24 protein-coding genes are annotated in these 22,408 nt (G+C 68.2%); 18 read left to right on the top strand and 6 right to left on the bottom strand.

Features of this window, described 5'->3' with window-relative positions; genetic code table 11:
- Positions 1-94: 94 nt before the first annotated feature.
- Complete coding sequence (locus tag EER27_RS02805) at positions 95-721, bottom strand: hypothetical protein (RefSeq protein ID WP_123086481.1); 627 nt, start codon at positions 719-721, stop codon at positions 95-97.
- A gap of 479 nt (positions 722-1,200) precedes the next feature.
- Here EER27_RS02805 and EER27_RS02810 point away from each other — a divergent pair, with 479 nt between their 5' ends.
- The 6 genes from EER27_RS02810 (at position 1,201) to EER27_RS02835 (ending at position 4,493) form a co-directional block, all read left to right on the top strand.
- On the top strand, positions 1,201-1,674 hold the full coding sequence (locus tag EER27_RS02810; RefSeq protein ID WP_123086482.1) for a group II truncated hemoglobin: 474 nt from the start codon (positions 1,201-1,203) through the stop codon (positions 1,672-1,674).
- Between the two features lie 83 nt (positions 1,675-1,757).
- A complete protein-coding gene (locus EER27_RS02815) occupies positions 1,758-2,156 on the top strand; it encodes a GFA family protein (protein ID WP_123086483.1) in 399 nt (132 codons plus the stop codon).
- On the top strand, positions 2,153-2,509 hold the full coding sequence (locus EER27_RS02820) for a hypothetical protein (protein ID WP_123086484.1): 357 nt from the start codon (positions 2,153-2,155) through the stop codon (positions 2,507-2,509). Before EER27_RS02815 ends, EER27_RS02820 begins: the two co-directional genes overlap by 4 nt.
- Before the next feature lie 222 nt (positions 2,510-2,731).
- Complete coding sequence (locus tag EER27_RS02825) at positions 2,732-3,328, top strand: hypothetical protein (RefSeq protein WP_123086485.1); 597 nt, start codon at positions 2,732-2,734, stop codon at positions 3,326-3,328.
- A 270-nt stretch (positions 3,329-3,598) separates the two neighbouring features.
- Positions 3,599-4,045, top strand: a complete 447-nt coding sequence (locus EER27_RS02830) for a GFA family protein (RefSeq protein ID WP_123086486.1) — start codon at positions 3,599-3,601, stop codon at positions 4,043-4,045.
- Positions 4,046-4,076: 31 nt separating this feature from the next.
- Entirely contained in the window at positions 4,077-4,493 is a 417-nt protein-coding gene (locus EER27_RS02835; protein WP_123086487.1) for a nucleotide triphosphate diphosphatase NUDT15, read from the top strand.
- A gap of 62 nt (positions 4,494-4,555) precedes the next feature.
- Here EER27_RS02835 and mfd read toward each other — a convergent pair whose 3' ends face one another.
- Positions 4,556-8,032 carry a transcription-repair coupling factor gene (gene mfd / locus EER27_RS02840; protein WP_123086488.1) on the bottom strand — a complete coding sequence of 1,159 codons (3,477 nt, stop codon included), beginning with the start codon at positions 8,030-8,032 and terminating at the stop codon, positions 4,556-4,558.
- A gap of 351 nt (positions 8,033-8,383) precedes the next feature.
- Here mfd and EER27_RS02845 point away from each other — a divergent pair, with 351 nt between their 5' ends.
- Together EER27_RS02845 and EER27_RS02850 are read left to right on the top strand one after the other, a co-directional pair.
- Positions 8,384-8,911 carry a MarR family winged helix-turn-helix transcriptional regulator gene (locus EER27_RS02845; protein ID WP_123086489.1) on the top strand — a complete coding sequence of 176 codons (528 nt, stop codon included), beginning with the start codon at positions 8,384-8,386 and terminating at the stop codon, positions 8,909-8,911.
- A 103-nt stretch (positions 8,912-9,014) separates the two neighbouring features.
- Positions 9,015-9,440: an organic hydroperoxide resistance protein gene (locus tag EER27_RS02850; protein ID WP_123086490.1), complete on the top strand. Its 426-nt coding sequence runs from the start codon at positions 9,015-9,017 to the stop codon at positions 9,438-9,440.
- A gap of 123 nt (positions 9,441-9,563) precedes the next feature.
- On the opposite strand, the gene EER27_RS02855 is transcribed toward EER27_RS02850, so the two are convergent.
- On the bottom strand, positions 9,564-10,142 hold the full coding sequence (locus tag EER27_RS02855) for a GNAT family N-acetyltransferase (RefSeq protein ID WP_123086491.1): 579 nt from the start codon (positions 10,140-10,142) through the stop codon (positions 9,564-9,566).
- Positions 10,143-10,193: 51 nt separating this feature from the next.
- Between EER27_RS02855 and EER27_RS02860 the strand changes: the two genes are divergently transcribed.
- The 3 genes from EER27_RS02860 to EER27_RS02870 all read left to right on the top strand — a co-directional run bounded on the left by EER27_RS02860 (position 10,194) and on the right by EER27_RS02870 (position 13,005).
- Positions 10,194-10,556, top strand: a complete 363-nt coding sequence (locus EER27_RS02860) for an MmcQ/YjbR family DNA-binding protein (protein ID WP_123086492.1) — start codon at positions 10,194-10,196, stop codon at positions 10,554-10,556.
- 82 nt (positions 10,557-10,638) lie between these two features.
- Positions 10,639-11,979, top strand: a complete 1,341-nt coding sequence (gene chrA / locus EER27_RS02865; protein WP_223807135.1) for a chromate efflux transporter — start codon at positions 10,639-10,641, stop codon at positions 11,977-11,979.
- A 105-nt stretch (positions 11,980-12,084) separates the two neighbouring features.
- On the top strand, positions 12,085-13,005 hold the full coding sequence (locus tag EER27_RS02870; protein WP_123086493.1) for a cation diffusion facilitator family transporter: 921 nt from the start codon (positions 12,085-12,087) through the stop codon (positions 13,003-13,005).
- A gap of 114 nt (positions 13,006-13,119) precedes the next feature.
- Here EER27_RS02870 and EER27_RS02875 read toward each other — a convergent pair whose 3' ends face one another.
- Complete coding sequence (locus EER27_RS02875) at positions 13,120-13,980, bottom strand: 23S rRNA (adenine(2030)-N(6))-methyltransferase RlmJ (RefSeq protein WP_123086494.1); 861 nt, start codon at positions 13,978-13,980, stop codon at positions 13,120-13,122.
- Between the two features lie 142 nt (positions 13,981-14,122).
- On the opposite strand from EER27_RS02875, the gene creB reads away from it, so the two are divergent.
- The 7 genes from creB (at position 14,123) to EER27_RS17040 (ending at position 20,551) form a co-directional block, all read left to right on the top strand.
- Positions 14,123-14,803 carry a two-component system response regulator CreB gene (gene creB, locus EER27_RS02880; protein WP_123086495.1) on the top strand — a complete coding sequence of 227 codons (681 nt, stop codon included), beginning with the start codon at positions 14,123-14,125 and terminating at the stop codon, positions 14,801-14,803.
- A gap of 63 nt (positions 14,804-14,866) precedes the next feature.
- Complete coding sequence (creC, locus tag EER27_RS02885; RefSeq protein ID WP_123086496.1) at positions 14,867-16,423, top strand: two-component system sensor histidine kinase CreC; 1,557 nt, start codon at positions 14,867-14,869, stop codon at positions 16,421-16,423.
- A 147-nt stretch (positions 16,424-16,570) separates the two neighbouring features.
- Positions 16,571-17,965 (top strand): cell envelope integrity protein CreD, encoded by a 1,395-nt coding sequence (gene creD / locus EER27_RS02890; protein ID WP_123086497.1) that lies wholly within the window; start codon positions 16,571-16,573, stop codon positions 17,963-17,965.
- Positions 17,966-18,097: 132 nt separating this feature from the next.
- A complete protein-coding gene (locus EER27_RS02895) occupies positions 18,098-18,457 on the top strand; it encodes a hypothetical protein (protein ID WP_123086498.1) in 360 nt (119 codons plus the stop codon).
- Positions 18,448-19,050 carry a GNAT family N-acetyltransferase gene (locus EER27_RS02900; RefSeq protein ID WP_123086499.1) on the top strand — a complete coding sequence of 201 codons (603 nt, stop codon included), beginning with the start codon at positions 18,448-18,450 and terminating at the stop codon, positions 19,048-19,050. The genes EER27_RS02895 and EER27_RS02900 overlap by 10 nt, the downstream gene beginning before the upstream one ends.
- Positions 19,047-19,964 (top strand): carbon-nitrogen hydrolase family protein, encoded by a 918-nt coding sequence (locus EER27_RS02905; protein WP_123086500.1) that lies wholly within the window; start codon positions 19,047-19,049, stop codon positions 19,962-19,964. The genes EER27_RS02900 and EER27_RS02905 overlap by 4 nt, the downstream gene beginning before the upstream one ends.
- Complete coding sequence (locus tag EER27_RS17040; RefSeq protein ID WP_190285614.1) at positions 19,961-20,551, top strand: hypothetical protein; 591 nt, start codon at positions 19,961-19,963, stop codon at positions 20,549-20,551. Before EER27_RS02905 ends, EER27_RS17040 begins: the two co-directional genes overlap by 4 nt.
- Before the next feature lie 41 nt (positions 20,552-20,592).
- Here the strand turns inward: EER27_RS17040 and EER27_RS02910 are convergent, their stop codons facing one another.
- The gene (locus tag EER27_RS02910) at positions 20,593-21,144 is read right to left on the bottom strand and encodes a phosphatase PAP2 family protein (protein ID WP_123086501.1); all 552 of its coding nucleotides are present in this window, start codon (positions 21,142-21,144) and stop codon (positions 20,593-20,595) included.
- Entirely contained in the window at positions 21,141-22,322 is a 1,182-nt protein-coding gene (locus tag EER27_RS02915; protein ID WP_123086502.1) for a glycosyltransferase family 4 protein, read from the bottom strand. The genes EER27_RS02910 and EER27_RS02915 overlap by 4 nt, the downstream gene beginning before the upstream one ends.
- Positions 22,323-22,408 lie beyond the last annotated feature (86 nt).

Raw genomic sequence — 22,408 nt, forward strand, 5'->3', positions numbered from 1 at the left:
GCTGCCAGTGGACCAGACAGCAGGGTATCAGCCTAGCCCGGGCGAACAAGGCTTGACATGCGTCAGCGCCGGCCCGGGCCGGCGCTGCGCCGCATCACCAGACGACGCGGAACGTCGTGTCCGGCACGTGCACGTCGGCGTAATGACTGTCGTGAACCCGGGCGTGGTGGCGCAACAGCGCCAGTTCGGCCAGGCGGTCGTTCAGCCACGCGGCACGCTGGGCGGGCGCATCGCCGCCGGGGTGCTCGCTCGCGCGGTAGTCGCAGAAGTCGCCGTACTCGACCGCCTCGGCCTCGAACACCGGCCAGGCCAGCTCGAACATCAGCACGTCGTCGAGCAGGCCGAGCGCCGGGGTCGAATCGGCGATCAGATCCTCGGCGCGATCGAAATACGACAGCAACTTGCCCAGGCGCGCGCGCATCGCCGCGTCGGCATCCCAGTCGGGGTCGACCAGCAGGGCCCGCAGCTGCTCGATGCGGGTCAGGCGCAGTTCGAGCACGTCATGGGCCTCCTGTGGCGACAGGCGCATCAGCCAGCCTGCCAACGCCTGCAGGCGGGCCTGGTCGACACGTGGCGCGTCCGGGTTGAGCTCGTGCAGCACCGCGTCGAACTGGGCGATGGCGTCGGAGGGGATCGAAATACGGGCGCCCGGGTCGGTGCTGTCCGGAACTCGGCCAAACGGCAGCGGGGCGTAGTCGGGAGTCAGGGCAGAAGCACGCATGACAGTCCTCGCAGTGCCGGCGGAAGCGGGCAGGTCGGGGCGACGCGGGCCGGCGAGGTCGGCGCCCCATCAATCAGGATGCGACTCGATGCTGATGGGTTTAGTTTACGCCCGCATGAGGCGGAAGGTCAGGTGACGGATGGGACAGGGCGGCAATCCTTGATGCCCCTTGCCACATGCGCCACACCGTGCCCGTGGGCCGTGAGGGCATCCCGTGGATCGGAGGCTGCCATCCCCCGAGGTCGGCCATGGCGTTGCGCGAAAAATCGATGTCCGGCACGCTGGGCCCGCATTCAGCGTGTTCCGCACCTGCCACTGTCACGACCTGGTTGGCTGTTCGGCGACGGGGCGTTCGGGCTGGGCCACCGCGCCGATTCAGTGCCAAGGGTCGTGCCTGCGACAGCGCCCAGCTTCCCGTGGGGGCGATTGGCCGCCTCGTCCAATCCGCCCCGTCCAATCCACCCCAACCGGTGTCTTGCATGTCAGCTCAGAACGTTCCAACCCTTTACGAATGGGTAGGCGGTATCGAAGCGCTTACCCGTCTGACCACGCGGTTCTACCAGCACGTCAAGGCCGACGCGCTGCTGGGGCCTGTCTTCGCGCACATGGACGACGCCCATCCGGCCCACGTGGCGGCATTTCTCGCCGAGGTGCTGGGCGGCCCGGGTGACTACTCGAGCCAGCACGGCGGCCACCCGCGCATGATCCAGCAGCACCTCAATCGGCACCTCGTCCAGGAGCAGCGGCGGCGGTGGGTCGGCCTGCTGCTGGAAACGGCCGACGAGCTGGGCATGCCCGACGATCCCGAATTCCGTTCCGCCCTGGTTGGCTATCTGGAATGGGGCTCGCGCCTGGCGGTCATCAACTCCCAGCCCGGCGCCACGGTCGACGCGCACGCGCCGATGCCCAAGTGGGGCTGGGGTGAAGTGAAGGGGCCCTACACGGGCGACTGAGCCGCGCAGCGGCATCGGCCAATCCCGCCGGAGCGGTTCCGTGCTTCGGCGTCCTCCAGACCACCACGCCAGAAGGAAGGTCCATGCACACCGGAAGTTGCCTTTGCGGCACAGTGAAATTCGAGATCCGCGGCGAACTGGGCCCGGCGTTCTTCTGCCATTGTTCGCGGTGCCGCAAGGCCAGCGGGTCGGCCTTCGCGTCCAACGTCGTCGTTGCCGAGCGCGACTTCGTCATCGTCGAGGGCGAGCCGTCGCTGCGCAGCTTTCAGTCCAGTCCGGAAATGCGTCGCACGTTCTGTTCGAACTGCGGGTCGCCGATCATGAGCCAGCGCGGCAACCTTCCGCAGGTGCGCGTGCGGATGGGGACGCTGGACACCCCGTTGCGCCGGGGGCCGGGCGATCACATCTTCGTGGCGTCCAAGGCCGACTGGTTCGAGATCCACGACAACCTGCCCCAGCACGCGGATCGGCCGCAGGGGTGACCGCCGTCCATCCCTCATCCGATCCGGCCGATCCGATTCCCGAACCTCGTGATGTCGCGCGCGGCAACCTGGGCGCGCGCTTCCTCAGGGGCTATCTGCCGTTCACCGGCCTGGCGCTCGCTGTTGCGTTCGCGCTGGTTTCCCTGTCGGGTAGCTGGGCCGCGGTGCTGGTCGGGGGTGTGATCTTCCTCGCCTGGGCGTCCTGGATCGTCACCACGCAGCTGGCGGTGCTCGTGGTTCCCCTCGGGGCCCGCTATTACCGGCGGTGCGCCGTGGTTACGGCGTGCTGCCAGGTAGTGGCGCCGATGTTGCTGCTGTCGTGGTCGCAGGTGATGCACGACCTTTCGGCTTGATCGGCCGTTTCGGCTCGGGTCCGGCGTACGCAGGAATCCTGCGGCACTGTGATGGAGTGGTCGTCGATCGGACGCGGCTGAAGCCTGCTCCCGGGGCTGGCCCGGATGCGATGCGCGAGGGAACCCCGCCACCTTTGCAGGCCCCGCGCCGTGTGGATAATCCGTCCACGGGGCGGCCTCGGGCCGCTGCGCCCATCCTGTTCCGTCGAAAGGGATTCCGACATGAGCCTATCGCTGCGTACCACTGTTGTTGCCGCTGCGCTGCTTGCTTGCGCGGCCGTCCGGGCAGAGCCCGCTGCCGAGTCGGCCCAGGACCCGGGGCGGATCATTGGCTACCTGCTGTCGATGTACAACGCCGACAGGATGATGATGCGACGGGTGGACATCGACACCGCAGGAGAGCCCGAACTGCGCGCGATCGCCCGTGCGGCGTTGGACAAGTTCAGTGTCGACGAGGTCGCCCGGCAGGCTTCCGCTCCGCTGGCGAAGACGTTGACGCCGCAGGAAGTCGCGCAATGCCTGGCGTTCATCGATTCGGAAGACGGGCACGTCCTCCTCGCACTGGGCAAGGCCGCGATCGACTCGCGCGCGTTGGCCGAATCGGTGGACGCACTGCCGGCGGAGCAGAAGAGCCGGGTCAACCAGGCCTTCCAATCGAGTTGCATGACCAAGACTCTGGCGTTCATGAGCTCGGAACCGGCCAAGAAGGCGATGTACGACTACGGCGGCAACCTGGTGTGCGAGCACGCGCAAACGACTGATCCGGAAGCGCTCAAGACACTGCGTTCGCACGGGAAGTGCCTGCCTGCGGAGGGGTAGGCGCTTGCCTTGCCTCGCCGCTGACCGGACATCGCGGCGCGCCGCGTCGCGGTTCCACCGATGGCATCGCAGCGTTCCAGGAATTCTTCACCGATCCGGGCCGGGCAACCGTCATCCTGTGCCACAGCGATGACGGCCCCGCATTGATGTTGCGCGCGCCGTGTCGCGGGTGGTTTCCGCGCGACGGTTGCCGGCGCTGTGGTAACGGGTCGGACGCATCGCGCGCGGGCCATCGAATGGAAGTCCAACAGGTACCTTGGGAGTTGCCCCATGTCCGCGGAAACACACTTTGATGGTGGCTGCCTGTGCGGCGCCATCCGCTATCGCGCCACCAGCCAGCCATTGCGGGGCGTGATCTGCCACTGCGCCAACTGTCGCAGGCACTCGGGCGCTCCGGCGCTGGCGTTCGTGCACTTTGCCATCGAGTCCTTCTCGTGGCTGACGAAGGCGCCGGCCTGGTATCGCTCGTCGGCGTTTGCCGAACGTGGTTTCTGCCCGACCTGCGGCAGCACCATCGGCATGCGCGAGGAGGTGCTGCACGATCGCGTCCAGGTGTGCATCGGCAGCCTCGACGAACCCGCCAGGGTGCGCATCGACGACCACGTCTGGACTGACTCGCGTGTGCCCTGGTTTGACACCCGCGATGGCCTGCCGCGCTTCCCGGGCAGCAGCACGGCGGTGCCATCGGACGCGCCGGCGTCGGTCGGGGACGTGTGACCCACGGACACGTTGACTCAGGAGCGCCGTGATGAGCATTCCGGCAGAAGGCGACGTCCCGCGAGTGGGGGTCGGCGTCATCGTGATGCGCGAGGGCCGGGTGCTGCTGGGTCAACGGATCGGCTCGCACGGCGCGGGAACCTGGGCGCCGCCCGGCGGGTACCTGGAGTTCGGTGAGTCCGTCGAGGACTGCGCGCGGCGTGAAGTGCTGGAGGAGACCGGACTGCGGATCGGCACCGTGACGCCGGGGCCCTACGCCAACAACCGGTTCGTTGCCGAACACCGGCACACGGTCACGCTGTTTGTCGTGGCCGACGGTGGGGCGGGCGAGCCTGCGGCGCGAGAGCCGGATAGGTGCGCGCGATGGCAGTGGTTCGCATGGTCCTCGCTGCCGGAGCCGCTGTTCCTGCCGCTCGATAATCTGAGGCGCAGCGGGTTCGTCCCGTGAATCTCGGTGCGGATTTCGGCGCCGGTAATGTCCGGCGCCGGAATCCACATCGCCCCACTGGCTCAGCCGGGCTTGCGAAGCATCAACAGCAGGCCACGCGCGGCGGCCAGGCGTGCCGCGGCGTCGGGTAGTTCGAGCTTGATGCGCAACTTGTCGGGGCCTTCCATCTGGTAGAGCTTGGGCTGGCCCTGGATCATCCGGATGATCGCCATCGGGTCGACGTCGGGCTTCTCCACGAACTGCACCCGTCCGCCCTTGTCGCCGATGTCCAGCTTGCGGATGCCAAGCTCCGTGGCCTGCGATTTCAACTCGGCAATCGCGAACAGGTGCTTGGCTGGATCGGGCAACAGGCCGAAGCGATCGATCATCTCGACCTGCAGTTCGCGCAACTCCTCGCCGTCGCGCGCGCCGCTGATGCGCTTGTACAGCGTCAGGCGGGTGTGCACGTCGGGCAGGTAGTCGTCGGGGATCAAGGCCGGGACGTGCAGCTCGATGTCGGCGCCGCGCGCGTGGTTGCCGTCGACATCGGGCAGTTCGCCACGCTTGATCGATCGCACGGCGCGTTCGAGCAGCTCGGTGTAGAGACTGAAGCCGACCTCGGCCATCTGCCCGCTCTGGTCCTCGCCCAGCAGTTCGCCGGCACCGCGGATCTCGAGGTCGTGGGTGGCCAGGGTGAAGCCGGCGCCGAGTTCGTCCATTGCCTCGATCGCATCGAGCCGCTTCTTGGCATCGGCGGTGATCGACTTGCGATCGGGCACCACCAGGTAGGCGTAGGCACGATGGTGCGATCGGCCGACGCGACCGCGCAGCTGGTGCAGCTGGGCAAGGCCGAACTTGTCGGCGCGATTCATGATGATCGTGTTCGCGTTGGGAATGTCGATGCCCGATTCGATGATCGTGGTCGCCAGCAGCACGTTGAATCGCTGTTTGTGGAAGTCGAGCATCACGCGCTCGAGTTCGCGTTCCGGCATCTGGCCGTGCGCCACGCCGACACGAACATCGGGCACCAGCTCTTCGATCTGGCGCTGCATGCGGCCGATGCTCTCGACGTCGTTGTGCAGGAAGTACACCTGGCCGCCGCGCGACAGCTCGCGCTGGAAGGCTTCGCGCAGCTGCGCGTCGTTCCACGGCACGACGAAGGTCTGTACGGCCAGGCGGTGGGCGGGCGGGGTGGCGATGATGCTCAGGTCGCGCAACCCGGCCATCGCCATGTTGAGCGTGCGCGGGATCGGCGTTGCGGTCAGCGTGAGCAGGTGGACGTTGGCGCGCAGCGCCTTCAGCGCTTCCTTCTGGCGCACGCCGAAGCGCTGCTCCTCGTCGACGATGACCAGGCCCAGGTCGGCGAAATGGACGTCCGGTTGCAGCAGGCGATGGGTGCCGACGATCACGTCGATCTTGCCCTCGGCCACCTTCTCCAGTTCGGCCTTGATTTCCTTGCTGGTCTTGAACCGCGACAGCACCTCCACGCGAAGCGGCCAGTCGGCGAAGCGGTCGCGCATCGTGCGGTAGTGCTGCTCGGCCAGCAGGGTAGTGGGCACCAGCAGGGCGACCTGCTTGCCCGCGCTGGCCGCGGCGAACGCGGCGCGGACGGCGACCTCGGTCTTGCCGAAACCGACATCGCCACAGACCACGCGATCCATCGGCTGCGCCGAGGACAGATCGCGCAACACCGACTCGATCGACGCGTGCTGATCGGGGGTTTCCTCGAACGGGAACGCTGCCGCGAACGGCTCGTACATCGAACGGTCGACATCGATCGCCAACCCGGCGCGCGCCTGGCGCTTGGCCTGGATCTCCAGCAGCTCGGCGGCCACGTCGCGGACCTTTTCGGCGGCCTTCTTCTTGGCCTTGGTCCACTGCTCGCCGCCGAGCGAATGCAGCGGCGCGGTTTCGACCGACGCGCCGGAATAGCGGTTGATCAGGTGCAACTGCGCGACCGGCACGTACAGTCGGTCGCCCTTGGCGTACTCGATCTCGAGGTATTCGCCCTTCTCGCCACCGGCTTCCAGCGTGATCAGCCCGCGATAGCGGCCGACACCGTGGTCCTCGTGAACGATCGGCGCGCCTTCGGTGAGCTCGCCCAGGTCGCGGATGATCGCTTCGGGTTCGCGGCCGGCGCGCTTGCGGCGGCGCGGCTGCAGCGCACGTTCTGGGAAGAGCTGGCGCTCGGTGAGCACCGCGATGGCCGGCGCGGTGAGCGCGAATCCGTCGTCCAACGGTGCCACGGCGATGGCGAACGCTTCTGCGCCAGACGCGAACGCCTGCCAGTCGGCCAGCACCTGGGGACGCAACTGCGCGGCCGCCAGCACCTCCAGCAGTGCCTCGCGGCGTCCGGCCGAATCGGCGGCAATCAGCACGCGGCCCGGGTAGCTGGTCAGGAACGATGTGAGCGCGGCCGCGGCGGGCGCGTCCTTCGCGGCAACCGGCAACGCCGGAGCCGGCTGGTCGCCCAGGGCGTGCGCGCGTTCGCGCTGCGGGTGGCCTTCGCCGCACACTTCGACGCGCACGCCCCGATTGAGCTGCTCGCGCAGCGCATCGGCCGACAGGTAGAGCTCGCCCGGCGGCAGCACCGGCCGTTCGACATCGTGGCGACGCTGGTCGTAGCGCTCGCCGGTCTGCGTCCAGAATTGCTCGGCCGCCTCGAACGTCCCGACGCACACCACGGGCAGCACGCGCTCGCCAAGGTAGTCGAACAACGTGGCGGTCTGCTCGAAGAACAGCGGCAGGTAGTACTCGATGCCGGCCGGCGCCATGCCGGCCTTGAGATCCTGGTACAGCGCGCTGCGTCGGGTGTCCAGGTCGAAGCGATCGCGAAGCCCGTCGAGCGCGCGCTTGAGCGAGGCGTCGTCCATCGGCACCTCGCGGCCGGGCAGCAGGTGCACGGCGTCGATCTTGTCGAGCGAGCGCTGCGATTCCGGATCGAAGCCGCGGATGGTGTCGATCTCGTCGTCGAGCAGTTCGACACGGAATGGCGTTTCGGCGCCCATCGGATAGACATCGAGCAGACCGCCGCGCACGGCGAAGTCACCCGGGTCCAGAACCTGCGGCACGTGTCGGTAGCCGGCCGATTCGAGGCGGCGCTTCTCCGCGTCGAGGTCCAGGCGTTGGCCGACACGGACATCGAAGCTGCCGCCCACCACATGCCGCAGCGGTGCGACGCGTTGCAGCAGCGTCTGCACCGGCACCACCACGATCCCCTGCTTCAGCGTCGGCAGGCGATGCAGTGCTGCCAGGCGCTGGCTGACGATGTCCGGGTGCGGGCTGAACACGTCGTAGGGCAGGGTTTCCCAGTCCGGGAACGGCAGCACCGGCGTCGCGCCATCGCTGCGTCCGTCCGCGCCGAGCAAGGTGCGCAGGTCGGACTCGAGCTGGTGCGCTGCGTGGTTGTCGCGTGTCACCGCGAGCAGGACGCCATCGTGCGCGGTCGCGGCCACCGCGATGTGCAGCGCCAGCGCCGAAGGCGACGCCGGTGCGCGCCACCATGCGCGGTTCTGGCCAGTCCTGGGCAGGGGCGGGGTGGGGAATGCGGCGTTCGACATCGTGGCGTGTGCTCGCGACAAAACAGGTGCAGCGCCGGCGACCGTCATCGCCCGCGCAAACGGCCGTCAAGTTTACGCGAGCGCGGTGGCTCGACGGTTCAGGCGCGAGGCGGCCGCCAACACGGTGGTATCGGTTGCCGACGCGTTCGATGCGCATGGCGTCGGATCGTCGACCGCCCGTCGCGGTGTTGCGCCTTTTTTGATCTGGCCAACGCCTGGGGCGGCGAATTCACAACGCACTTGCGGCCGCGCGATGCCGGCAGCTGTCTTTCGTCGACCGTTCGTCGGCAGTTCGATTGCGCGATATTGGAGTGCTTGCAATCAAATAGCGCGCTATGTATTGTGCGCCCCATGAACAGCAAGCCCGCCAGCCAGCCATCGAGCAAGCAAGCCAGCAAGCCAACCGGCAAGTCGACCGGTCCGAAGGCACAGGCCCGCACGGCACTGCACCTGGACGACCAGCTCTGCTTTGCCCTGTACTCGACCAGTCTGGCCTTGAACAAGGTCTATCGCCGCCTGCTGTCGGGTCTTGGCCTGACCTATCCGCAGTACCTGGTGATGATGGTGCTGTGGGAGCGCGACGCGGTCGCGGTGTCCGAGATCGGTGCGCGACTGTTCCTCGACTCGGCGACGCTGACGCCGTTGCTCAAGCGCCTGGAGTCGGCCGGGCTGATCACCCGCACACGCTCGAGCAGTGACGAGCGGCAGGTCATCATCGCGTTGACGCCGGCCGGCCGGGAGTTGCGGACCCGCGCGGCCAAGGTGCCGGCCAACATCTTCTGCGCCGCGGATTGCTCCGTCGACGAGCTGGTCTCGATGAAGGCACAGCTCGAATCGCTACGGACCAACCTGCTGAAGTTCGAGCCGGACGCCGACTAGCAAGGCGCGACGCCGCGCCAGCCACATCACGACATCGCTGTCCCCGGTCGCGGCGACCCGGGACGGCTGCCCCCAGCCGCACCCCAAAATCAACGGAGCCACCATGTCCATCGAGAACGTCCTCTACACCGCCCACGCCACTGCGACCGGTGGTCGCGACGGCCGCGCCGTCTCCTCCGACAGCGCCATCGACCTCAAGCTGTCGACCCCGCGCGAGCTTGGCGGCGCCGGCGGCGACGGCACCAATCCCGAGCAACTGTTCGCCGCCGGCTACTCGGCGTGCTTCATCGGCGCGCTGAAGTTCGTCGCCGGTCGCGAGAAGATCGCGTTGCCCGCCGACACGCGCATCGAAGGCGCCGTTGGCATCGGCCAGATTCCCGCCGGTTTCGGTATCCAGGCCGAGTTGAAGATCTCCCTGCCGGGCATGGAGCGCGAGGTGGCCGAGAAGCTGGTCGCACAGGCACACCAGGTCTGCCCGTACTCCAACGCCACGCGCAACAACATCGACGTGAACCTCGTCATCGTCTGAGTGTCATCGATCGAGCGTTGATGGCGGCATGCCTGCCGTCCCGGCGCGCGTGGCATCGTCGATGCCGCGCGCGTCTTCGCATTTCCGCTCAGCGGATCGTTGTTCCCGCTGGACTGGGACCGGTCACGGCGCGGTGGGAGGCGCGGGCGGTGGCGCGGTCGGAGGATTGAGATCCAGCACGACGCGCGTCAGTCCGGGGACATCGCTCTGGAACTCGCGACGGAAACCCAGCGACTGCGCCAAGGCCAGCATGGCCTGGTTGTGTTCGAACACGTCGCCGTAGATGCGTTCGAGCTTCTTGCCGCGCGCCCACTTCACCAGTCGCGTCATCAGGTAGCGCCCCAGGCCCATGCCGGCGATGTAACGGCTGACCAGGATCGCGAACTCGGCCTCGCGGCGGTTGTCATCGATGGAAATTCGCGCCACCGCGCCGACCAGGGCCTCGCCCGGTGGCAGCGGTTCGGCCGCAACCAGTGCGAACTCGGTGCGCGGGTTTGGCCGGGTGAAGCGGTCGGCCATCTCCGGACTCATTTCCTTGAGCGAATAGAGGAAGCGTTGGCGCACTTCATCGGGCTGAAGCAGCTCGAAGCCGGCGCGCAGCGGGCCGGCGTCTTCGGGTCGAATCGGCCGGATCAACAATTCTCGCCCGTTCACGAGGCGTTGGCGCTCGTGCCAAGGCGGCAGACGTTCGCGTGTGGCCATAGCCGGATATTGGCACACTGTGTGTCGGCAAGGTCTTCATGCGGAAGTCACATGGGAAAGCAGGTCGACGCATCGGCAGTGCGCGCGCTCGTGGGCAGTTGGCCCGGCGTCGAGGCCGACGTGAAATGGCAGGACGATCTGGTCTTCAGCGTCGCCGGAAAGATGTTCTGTTGCTTCTGCCTGCGTGGCCCCCGGGCCGGCGGTATCGGGTTCAAGGTCGATGACGAGCGCTTCCTGGAGCTCACTGATCGCCCAGGCTTCGTCCCGGCGCCTTACCTGGCGAAGGCGAAATGGGTGCTGGTGGCGGCGCCGGAATCGCTACCAGCCGACGAGTTCAAGGCCTTGTTGCGGCGCAGCTACGAACTGGTGCGGTCAAAGCTCACCAAGAAACTGCAGCGCGAACTGGCCGAGTGACCCGATCGGGTGATGCGGGCACCACTTTCGGGCAGGGACCACGGCATGATCGAGCCCATCTTGCAGACGACTCTCCACTGTCATGCCCCATCGCACCGCCGCGATGAGCGCTGATGCCGACCCTCCGGCGCGCCCTGGTGTGGGCGAGGCGCTGCGGTTTTGGCTGCTGCTGGGTTGCATCAGCTTCGGCGGGCCGGCAGGGCAGGTGGCGATCATGCATGCCGAGTTGGTCGACAAGCGACGCTGGGTTGGCGAGGCCGACTTTCTACGCGCGTTGAACTTCTGCATGTTGCTGCCAGGACCGGAGGCGATGCAGCTGGCGACGTGGCTGGGCTGGCGTCTGCATGGCGTGCGTGGCGGCGTGGCGGCGGGCGCCCTGTTCGTGCTGCCGGCGGCCGTGCTGCTGGGTTTCCTGAGTTGGCTGTACCTGCGCGTGGGCCACGTGCCGGCGGTGTCGGGTGCGTTGTTTGCACTGCAGGCGGCGGTGCTGGGCATCATCGTGCACGCGCTCCAGCGCATCGCGGCGCGCGTGATCAAAGGCGTGTTTGCGATGGCGCTGGCACTGGCGGCGTTGCTGGTGCTTGCGCTGACGCAGACGCCGTTTCCGCTGTTGCTGGCAGGCGCAGCGTTGGCGGGCTTGTGGGCCGGACGCTTCCGCCCGACCTGGTTGCCAATGCCCGCCGAAGCCGCTGATGCCGTCGATGCCAGCGGCAACGGGCGGCCGATGCCGCGGTCCACCTCTCCGCGGCTGTCCAGCCTGCGCGTCGCGGCCAGTTGCCTGGTGCTGTGGTGGCTGCCGCTGCTGGCGGTGCGGGTTTGGCTGGGGCCGGACAGCACCGCGCACGCCATGGGTCTTTTCTTCAGCAAGGCCGCCTTGTTGACCGTGGGCGGTGCCTACGCGGTGTTGCCCTACGTCGCCGAGCAGGCCGTGGAGACCCACGGCTGGCTGGAGCCGGCACAGATGATGGCCGGTCTCGGGCTGGCCGAGACCACCCCGGGTCCGCTGATCCTGGTGCTGGAGTTCGTCGGCTTCGTCGGTGGCTGGCAGCATCCGGATCTCGCCACGCCGCTGGCTTCGGCGTTGCTGGGCGCGTCGGTGACATTGTGGGCGACGTTCCTGCCCAGTTTCCTGTTCGTGTTGACCGCCGCGCCATGGATCGATCGCATCGGCCGCTGGCGGCCGGCCCACGCGATGCTCTCGGGCGTGACGGCCGCGGTGGTCGGGGTGATCGCCAACCTCGCGCTCTGGTTCGGCGCGCGGTTGCTGTCGCCACTGCCATGGCCAGCGCTCGTGTTCGCGCTGGCGATCGCATCGCTGACCTGGCTGGGGCTGGCGCGCTGGCGTTGGCCGGTCTACCTGGTAGTGCCGGCGGCGGCGCTGACCGGTGCGTTTTTGCAACGGTGGTTGCCATTTTCTGCTTGAGCCATTGCGGCCGCCGGTCCCGGGCGGTAACCCCGCGATGCTAGACTCGCGGCCGTTTCGGGGCCGGCTTGGCCCCTTTCTGCATTGACTGTTGAAGGAGTCGGCATGGCTGGTGGTGGTGATTCGACCCGCGCGATCCTTTTCGCGCTTGGCGCCAACTTCGCGATCGCGGTGGCCAAGGGCGTGGCCGCGTTCTTTACCGGCTCCAGCGCGATGCTGGCCGAAACGGTGCATTCGCTGGCCGACTGCGGCAACCAGGGTCTGCTGCTGTTCGGCCTGAAGCAGGCCAAGCAGCCGCCGTCGCCGGACTACCCGCTGGGTTACGGCAAGGCGATCTACTTCTGGTCGTTCCTCGTCGCGCTGATGCTGTTCTCGGTGGGCGGCATGTTCTCGCTGTACGAGGGCATCCACAAACTGCATTCCGAAGAAGCGGTCGATGTGAACAAGCTGTGGTGGGCCGTCGGCGTGCTGGTGTTCGGCATCATCGCCGAGGCCGTGTCCATGCGCGCCTGCCTGCAGGAAGTGAACCGTTCGCGCAATGGCCGTTCGCTGTGGCGCTGGTTCCGCGAGAGCCGCCAGGCCGAGCTCGTGGTGATCTTCGGCGAAGACCTCGCCGCCTTGCTGGGCCTGGTGTTCGCGCTGGCGGCGGTGGTACTGACGATGGTCACCGGCAACCCGCTGTTCGACGCGATCGGCACGATCATGATCGGCGCGCTGCTGATCATCGTCGCGGTGTTCGTGGCGATCGAGGTCAAGGCCATGCTGATCGGCCAGAGCATCGATCCCGAGCGCCAGGTGCAGATGCAGGCCTTCCTGTCCGGCCGTCCCGAGATCGACAAGGTGATCAGCATGATCACGCTGCAACTGGGCAACGAGGCGATGGTCTCGGTGCAGGCGCAGATGCGCGAGAAGCAGGACGTGGCCCACCTGGTCGAGCAGATCAACGTGGTCGAGCGCGCGTTCAAGGTCGAGTTCCCGGAAGTGCGCTGGAGCTTCTTCGAGCCCGACAGCAAGCCAGGGCTGTAATCCTCGAAGGCCCCAAGAAAAAGCCCGGCGACTGCCGGGCTTTTTTTGTTGGGCGGGGAACGGGCTATGGGTCTGCCACCCCCGGTGGCGCGGCGCTATCCGCGCCCGGTCGCCTTACTGCGCGGTCTTGAGCCACTCCAGTCGGGCCGAGGCGCCAGGGCCTTCGCCCAGCACCTTCGCCAGCGCGTTGAGCGCGGGTTGCAGCTTCTGTTCGATCTGGAACGGCGGGTTCAGCAGTAGCATGCCGCTGCCGTTCATACGTAGCGGCGAGTCGTCGGCGCGCACCAGCAGCTCGGCCAGCAGCGAGGACTTCACCGGCAACGTGGCCGCGCGGCGGAAGAACGGCTGCAGTGAGCGGCGCAGCTTGATCGGGTACCACAGCGCATAACAGGCCTGCGGCCAGCGGCCGAGGGCCTCGCGCAGGCCGGCGATGACGGCGTCGAATTCCTCGAGCTGGGCCTCGTACGGCGGGTCGATCAGCACCAGTCCGCGGGCGAACTTCGTGTCACCGATCTTCGGCGGCAGCAGCGCCTTGATCCCGGCGTAGCCGTCGCGGGCGTGCACGGCCACGCGCTCGTCGCCGACAAAGTTGGCCTTGAGCTGAGTGGCTTCCTCGGGCTGCAGTTCACAGGCGGCGATGCGGTCCTGCTCGCGCAGGGCGTGCGCCAGCAGCCAGGGCGAGCCCGGGTAGCTGGCCTTGCCGTGCTCGGCGCGGCACGCACGCACCGCCTGCAGGTAGCGGCCGATCAGCGGGTCCGCCGGGGCTTCGGCGAGCAGTCGGCCGATGCCGCCCTCTGCCTCGCCCGTGCGTTGCGCGGAATTGCCGTCGAGCGCGTACAGCCCCCGGCCGGCATGGGTATCGAGCGCGAACACCGGCGCCGGTTTGGCGGTCAGGGCGTCGCAGATCGCAAGCACGGTGACGTGCTTGAGGACGTCGGCATGGTTGCCGGCATGGAAAGCGTGGCGATAGTTCATGGCGATAGGGTACGGGGAATGGACGGGCAGGGGTGAGCAGCGGTGGCCCGCCGGCCCGACCGATGGGGCTGCCACGGGACTGGCTCACCCTCGCAACGCCTTCCTCGCCTATGCTTTCGCCGCCCCCCACCACTGCAACGCCATGCCGCGCATCCTGCTGGTCGAAGACGAAACCGCGATTGCCGAAACCGTGCTGTACGCGCTGCGTGCCGAGGGTTTCGAGGCCAGCCATTGCCTGACCGGGGGCGAGGCGCTGCGGCTGGCGGCGTCGACGGCGTTCGACCTGGCGGTGCTCGACGTCGGCTTGCCCGACATCAACGGCTTTGCGCTGTGCCGCGAGCTGCGTCGGGGGCGCGACCTGCCGGTGATCTTCCTGACCGCGCAGAATGCCGAGGCGGACCGCCTGCTGGGTCTGGAGATCGGCGCCGACGATTACGTAGGCAAGCCGTTCTCGCCGCGCGAGTTGGCCGCGCGCGTGCGCGTGGTGTTGCGGCGCGTCGCCGCCGCGCCGCCGTCCGGGGATGCGCCCGCTGGCGGCGCTTTCGAGCACGACGTCCAGGGCCTGCGCATCCGCTATCGCGGCCATCCGCTCGACCTGACGCGCTACGAATACGGACTGCTCGCCGCATTGCTGCAACGCCCCGGCGCAGTGCTGTCGCGCGCGCAACTGATGGACCGTGTGTGGGGCGATGCGCTGGAGAGCGGCGACCGCACCGTCGACACCCACATCAAGACCCTGCGCGCGAAGCTGCGCGAGGTGGCGCCCGACATCGACCCCATCCGCACGCACCGCGGGTTGGGGTACTCGTTCGAGATGACGTGACGTGCGCACCCGGTCCCCAACGCAAACACCGCCACCCGCGCGAGTGCGCATGGGAGCCTGCGCATGAAGATCGGTCTGCGCATCTTCCTGGGCTACTTCCTCATCGTCGCGCTGGCCGGCTTGCTGCTGACCCGCGTGTTCATCGCCGAGGTGAAGCCGGGCGTGCGGCAGGCCATGGAGGACACGCTGGTCGACAGCGCGAACATGCTCGCCGAGCTTGCCAGCGACGATTTCCTGGCCGGGCGCATCAACGATGGCGACTTCGCGCGCCGGGTGCGCACCTTGCGCGGGCGCGATTTCGGCGCGGAGATCTGGGGGTTTCGCAAGCGCGCCAGCAACTACCGCCTGTACGTGACCGACGCGCGCGGCATCGTGGTGTTCGACAGCAATGCCGTGGACGGCAAGGGCGGTGATCTCGGCCGCGACTACTCCCGATGGAACGACGTCTACCTGACGTTGCGCGGTCGCTACGGTGCGCGCTCAACCCCGCTCGACCCGAACGACGACAGCTCCACCGTCATGCACGTCGCCGCGCCGATCCGCGACGAGCGGGGGCGCATCGTCGGCGTGCTGACCGTGGCCAAGCCCAACCGCACGCTCGAACCTTTCATCGTGCGCAGCGAGCGGATCGTGCGGCGCTGGGGGCTGGTGCTGCTGGGGTCCTCGCTGCTGATCGGGTTGCTGGCGGCATGGTGGCTGTCGCGCCAACTCGATGGGTTGCGCCGTTACGCGCAGGCCGTGACGGCCGGCGAGCGCGCCACGCTGCCGCGCAGTGCCGGCGAGTTCGCCGAACTGGGGCGCGCGCTCGAAACCATGCGCGCCCGCCTCGAAGGCAAGCAGTACGTCGAGCAGTACGTGCACACGCTCACGCACGAGATGAAGAGTCCGCTGGCGGCGATTCGCGGCAGCGCCGAACTGCTCGAGGGCGGCATCGGCGCGGCGACGATGGACGATGCCGATCGCGCGCGTTTCGCCGGCAGCATCCGCGCGCAGAGCGAACGTCTGGCGCAGATGATCGACAAGTTGCTGGCATTGGCGGCGGTCGAGCACCGTCAGCGCCTGGAGCAACCCGAGCCGGTCGACCTGGCGGCCATCGTGGCCGAGGCGGCCGAACAGTGCGCGCCAAGGCTTGCCGCGGCGGGTGTGCGCCTGCGGCTGCAGTCCGAGCCGGGGTTGCCGGCGGTGGCTGGCGACGCGTTCCTGTTGCGACAGGCGCTGGTCAATCTGATCGACAACGCAATGGACTTCTCGTCTGCGCACGACGAAGTGGAGTTGCGCGTTGTTCGCGCCACCGCGCGCCACGTGGCCGACGGCAATGCCGGGCCGTCGGGGCGGACGCGCGTGATCGCCGATCCGCTCGACACCGACGGCACCACAAGCGTCGTGCGCATCGAAGTGCGCGACAGTGGCCCCGGCGTTCCCGACTATGCGTTGGGGCGCGTGTTCGAACGGTTCTACTCGCTGTCGCGGCCGCGTGGCGGCAGCCGCAGCAGCGGCCTGGGCCTGTGCTTCGTCGCCGAAGTGTCGGCCCTGCACGGCGGCCGCGCTGCACTGTCCAATCGCGATGACGGCCCCGGCGCGGTGGCGAGCATGGAGCTGCCGCTTCCGGCGGAGAAGTGATCGGCCGGGAGTGAGGTTCGAGCAAGCGAGCGGCCCCGATCTGCTGCCGCGTGCTCGCCTTCCACTTCACCGTCGCTTCACCAGGCCGCCATCTTGCCCGCACTCCCGGGGCCGAACCTGTCGCCGTTGCCACGACAGGAGTTGGACATGCGTCTTTGGTTGAAAGTGTTGCTCGTGCTGGGGATGACCCTGGCCATCCTCATCCCGCTGTCGATGATCCGCGGGGTCATCGCCGAGCGGCAGGTCCATCGCGCCGCTGCGGTTGCCCGCGTCGCCCAGAGCTACGCCGGTGCGCAGTCGTTCGCCGGGCCGGTACTGGTGGTGCCGTACACGCAGAAGGTCGAAGTCGAAGAGAAGGATGCTGCGGGCCAATTGCGAAAGGTGGTGCGGGACGAATCGGGGCAGTGGACGTTCTTCCCGACCACGCTCAATGTCACCGGCAAGCTCGATCCGGACACCCGCAGGGTGGGTCTGCACCAGGTTCGCGTCTACAAGCTGCACGGCGCCGCCAGCGCCGACTTTGACGTGCAGGTTCCCGACGATGCCACGCCCGTGCAGCAGCGTCGCATCGGCAAGCCATGGTTGAGCTACGCCATCGCCGACGTTCGCGGGCTCGGCAACCCGCGCCTGACCGTCAGCGGCATCGAGCGTCAGGTCGAACAGGGCCGCGGCTTCCGTGATGGCAGCGGTCTGCATGTGGCGCTGGATGCGCCGCAGCCGGGCCAGCGCTTGCGCGTCGATACCCAGTTGCAGTTCGCGCTGGGTGGTACCGAATCGCTTGCGCTGGTGCCGCTGGGTCGCAGCAACCGCTTCGCGATCGACTCGGCCTGGCCTCACCCGAGCTTCGCGGGCAAGTTCCTGCCCGCCAATCCGGAAGTCGGTAGCAAGGGTTTCAAGGCGCGCTGGGAGGTGCCATCGCTGGCGACCGGCGCGCAGGAGCAGTTCCTGCGCGGCAAGGCCCTGCCGAGTGTCGACGACGTCGGCAGGCAGGACGCTCGCGGCGAATACGGCGTCACGTCCTCGGACAGCATCGACACCGTGTCTGTGGCACTGGTGGATCCGGTCAATGTCTACGTGCAGGCCGATCGCGCCAGCAAGTACGGGCTGCTGTTCGTGCTGCTGACCTTCGTCGGGTTCTTCATGTTCGAACTGATCAAGCAGCTGCGAATCCACCCGATCCAGTACGGCCTGGTGGGGCTGGCCCTGTCGATCTTCTTCCTGCTGCTGGTTGGCCTGAGCGAACACATCGCGTTCGGTTGGTCTTACCTGATCGCGAGCATCGCCTGCATCGGCTTGTTGGCCTTCTACCTCAGCGCGGTGCTGCATAGCGTCACCCGCGGCATCGGCTTCGCGGCGATGCTCGCTACGTTGTACGGGGCGCTGTTCGGGCTGCTGATCTCGGAAGACAACGCGCTGGTGCTCGGCTCCGGGCTGTTGTTCCTGATCCTGGCCGCACTGATGGTGGTGACCCGCAAGGTCGACTGGTACCAGCTTGCCGGTCAGAAGCACGAACTGCCGCCTGCCATGCCGGCGCAGGCCTGAACCACGCGGCGCAACGGGCGGGATGTCGCCTGTTGCGCCGCCGATGTACGAGCGATGCACCATCGATCGGTGCGTGCATCCATCGCGCAATCCGACCCGCGCAGCACGGTGCCAACGAAGACGAGATCGGCAATGAACGGATTCCACCTGATGTTGTTCGGCATGCCCTGCGTGTTGGCGGCGCTGCCGTTGATCCTTCGCCCCGGGCGCTGGCTGTCGGGCTACGCCTTATGCGTCGGTCCATTGCTGATGTGGGTGACCTTGCACGTGAATGCTTCGATGCGTTCGCCCGACTACGACGGCGGCGCCGGAGATTTCATCGTCGTTGGCATGCTGGCGCTTCTGGACATCGGATTTCTCGGCGGTCTGTTGCTGCGCCTGATCTGCGACCTGGCCTGGATCGTGTCGCGTGACGTGTCCCGTGGACTGGCCGCCGCCGGCAATCCCCTCCAAGCTGGTGCGCAACAACCGGACTCCCGCCGATGCCCCTGACCCTGCGCACCTACCGCGGCGAAGCCATCGCGCCGCACCTGCACGACCTGGCGCGCCTGCGCATCGGCGTGTTTCGCCAGTGGCCCAATCTGTACGCGGGCGATGTGGGCTACGAGGCCGACTACCTCAAGACCTACCTGCGTACGCCGCGAAGCGTGGTGGTGCTGGCGTTCGACGGCGATGCCGTGGTGGGCGCCTCGACCGGACTGCCGTTGGTCGACGAGTCCGCGGTCTTCCTGGCCTCGTTCAAGGGCAGCGACGTGGACCCGGCGCAGGTGTTCTATTGCGGGGAATCGGTGCTGCTGCCCGAGTACCGCGGCAATGGGATCGGCCACCGATTCTTCGATGCGCGCCAAGCGCATGCGCAATCGCTCGGCGGGTTCTCGTGGACCGCGTTCTGCGCGGTCGATCGACGCGACGACGACCCGCGTCGCCCGCGGCATCATCGTGGCAACGAGGCGTTCTGGGAGAAGCGCGGATACGTCCGTCATCCCGGCATGCAGGTGACGCTGCCGTGGCGCGAGGTCGGCGCCGCTGCGGAAACCGACCACACTCTCACGTTCTGGCTGCGCCCCCTGGAGTCCAATGTATGAAAATCGCCGTCGCCAAGTACACCATCGACGCCCCGGAGAGCTTCGCCGCATTTGCCGACAAGCAGGCGCGCTGGCTCGGTGAGGCCCGTGCCGCCGGTGCCGAGCTGGCGGTGCTGCCCGAGTACCTGTCGCTGGAACTGGGCGCCACCTTCGGTGCGGACGTGAGCGGCAATCTGCATGCCTCGCTCGGCGCCACCCAGGCCTACCACGGCGCGTGGCTCGAACTGTTCGCGCTGCTGGCGCGCGAGATGCGCATGCACGTGGTCGCCGGCACCTTCCTGCTGGACACAGGCGTCGGGCGTTACCGCAATCGCAGCTACGTGTTCGCACCCGATGGCAGCCACGCCTGGCAGGACAAGCTGCGCCTGACGGCATTCGAGAAGCAGGCGGGCGTGATCGAGCCCGGCGACGCGCTCAAGGTGCTGGAGACCGGCGGCGTGCGCAGCGCGGTTGCGGTCTGCTACGACAGCGAGTTCCCGCTGCCGGTGCGCGCGCAGTGCGAGGCCGGTGCCCGACTGTTGCTGGTGCCTACCTGCACCGACAGCGAGGCCGGCGCGACACGCGTGCGCGTGGGTTGCATGGCGCGCGCGCTGGAGAACCGCTGCTTCGTCGCCCAGGCCGTCACCGCCGGCGCGGCGCCCTGGAGCCCGGCGCTCGACACCAACACCGGCGAGGCGGCTCTGATCGCACCGATGGACGTGGGACTGCCGTCGGACGGCCTGCTGGTACAGACGCGCGGTGCGCAGCGCTGGGCGACGGCCAACCTGGACTTCGAGGCGCTCGAAGCCAGCAGGGCGCAGGCGCAGGTGGCCAACGACCGCGACTGGTACAGCCAGTACTTTCCGAGCGTGTCGCGCGCGCGCGTCGAGGCGTTTGGCGCAGGGGCGCCGTCGGTGGGTCGCAAACACGCATGAGCAGCGCATGGTGGTGGTTCGACGCACCGCCATGGGCGCTGCTTGCGTGCATCGTTCTTGCGCCGAGGCGCCCACCTTACCCGCGGCTGTTGCTGGTACCCGTGGGTGCACTGCTGCTGGGCTGGCTGACGTGGCTGGTGCTGCTGTTGCGTGGGCCAACCGGCGGCAGCTATTCGCTGCTGCTGATGTTTCTGGTGATGGTGACCTACAGCCTCGCGGTCTGCGGTGGCTGGGCGCTGCGCTGGCTGTGGGATGCGGCGATGCGATGGCGACGGCGCCGAGCGGAGTCCGGCAACAACTCCCAGAGTGGGCGCACGCCGATTTTGCTGGCGATTCTCGTGATGGGCTGGCTGGGCGCTTACCTCGCGTACCGGGCGGGCCATCGCGAGCTCTGGGAGCACGAGGATCGCAACTACCTGATCTTCGAGTCGCGCCTGCAGTACTACCTGTTCAGGCCGTTGAGCCTGGTCGACGCCGCCGCGACTGGCATCGGTGTCCACATCGGCCCGCATCGCGCCATGCCGCCCGGCAAGGTGGAGGACGACGCGGCTCGCGGTGTGCACAACGCCGCGCCAGCACGCCGGTGACCGGCTGGCGAATCGCGAGTGCGGGCAACGCCGCTCACCCATCACGCAAACAGCGAAACCCCCGGCACCAGCCACAACGACAGCGAGGCCAGCGCAACGCCGATCGCGGTCGCGGCGAGCACGTCGCTAGGGTAGTGCAGGCCCAGCACCACGCGCGACAGCGCGACGCTGGCGGTGAACGGGATCAGCAACCACGACAGCATCGGGTAGTGCGCCAGCGCAACCACGGTGAACGCCACCGCGTGCAGCGTGTGTCCAGATGGAAAGCTGAACTCGTCAAGCGGCGCAACCCACGCGCGGATGCGCGCGTCCGCGGCAAACGGGCGCGGGCGTCGCGTCCAGCGCTTGAGCAGCTTGTACAGGGCCAACGCGATCACGCCGGTGGCTGCCAGGTGCGCCGAAGCCACCAATCCGTCGATGCCATCGGCCACCACCAGTGCGGCCATCAGCACATACCACGCCACGCCATCGCCCAGCCGGCTGATGGCGGAGAAGTAGCGGCGTGAGGCGGCGCGCGCGCACACACGGTTGGCGCGCAGGCACCAGCCGGACTCGCCGGCGTCGAGGCGTTTGTGCAGCGGCAGGCGGTTCATGGCATCTCCTCTCCGGCGTCGCGGGTGGCATGCGGTGCGTCGGCGCGCGATCGCGCGCCGTCGGCGAGACCTTCCAGCAGGGTGTCGAAGTCGGCCGCAACCTGCTCCGGACGCAGCCCGTTGACGGCCTCGCGACCGGCCACCGACATGCGCCGGCGCAGCGCGTCGTCGGTGCCGATGCGCGTGACGGCATCGACGAAGCCCGCGTCGTCACCATCGGCAATTGCCGCGCCGTGCTCGCCATCGCGCAGGTGTTCGTGCGCGGCGCCGTAGTCGAACGCGACTGTTGGCACGCCGCTGGCCATCGCTTCCAGCGTGACGTTGCCGAACGTTTCGCTGTGGCTGGAGAACACGAACAGGTCGCCGCTGGCGAAATGGCGGGCGAGGGTGTCGCCGCGCTGCACGCCGCAGAAGACGAAATCGGGGTTGTCGCGTTGCAGCTGGTCGCGCGCCGGGCCATCGCCCACCCACACGAAGCGCGCGTCCGGTCGCAGCGCCTGCAGTTTGCGAAACGCGTTGACGGCCAGCGTGAGGTTCTTCTCCGCTGCGATGCGGCCGACGTAGATCGCGACGAGGCCATCGTCGCCGACGCCCCATTGCGCGCGAAGCGCCGGGTCGCGGCGCGCGGGATCGAACAGTTGCGTATCGACCGCGCGCGGCAGCCGCACCACGTGCTCGAAACCGACACCACGCAGGAACCCGGCCAGCTCGCGCGTCGGCACCAGCGTGGCGTTGCCGCGGTTGTGGAAGCGCCGCATCCAGCGCAGTGCGACCGGTGCGAGCATCGGCGCGCCGTAGTCGCGCATGTAGGCATCGAAGCGCGTGTGGAAGCCGGTTGCGGCCGGGATGCCCAGGCGCCGCGCGGCACTCAGCGCCGACCAGCCCAGAGGGCCTTCGGTGGCGATGTACACCGCCGCCGGCCGCTGATCACGCCACAGCGCAGTGAGCCGGCGCGTCGCCGGAAACCCGACCCGCAACCCCGGGTAGCGCGGCAGCGGCGCGCTGCGCGCGAGCGTCTCGTGCGCGAGGCCCTCGCCATCGCCATCGGCAACCTGCCGCGGCCGCACCACGGTGACCTCGTGCCCCCGCAGGCGCAGCCCCTGTTCCAGAGCCTGCACGGTCAGCGCAACGCCATTGACCTCCGGCGGATAGGTCTCGCTGACGATCGCGTAGCGCATGCACGGTGTCCCGGACCTCGGCCTGTTGCGGCGAGCGTGGACGGCGCCGATGAAGGCGAAGCGTCAGGGGTGTGTCGGGGGTGTGA

The organism is Montanilutibacter psychrotolerans (assembly GCF_003719825.1).
GTDB lineage: Bacteria > Pseudomonadota > Gammaproteobacteria > Xanthomonadales > Xanthomonadaceae > Montanilutibacter > Montanilutibacter psychrotolerans.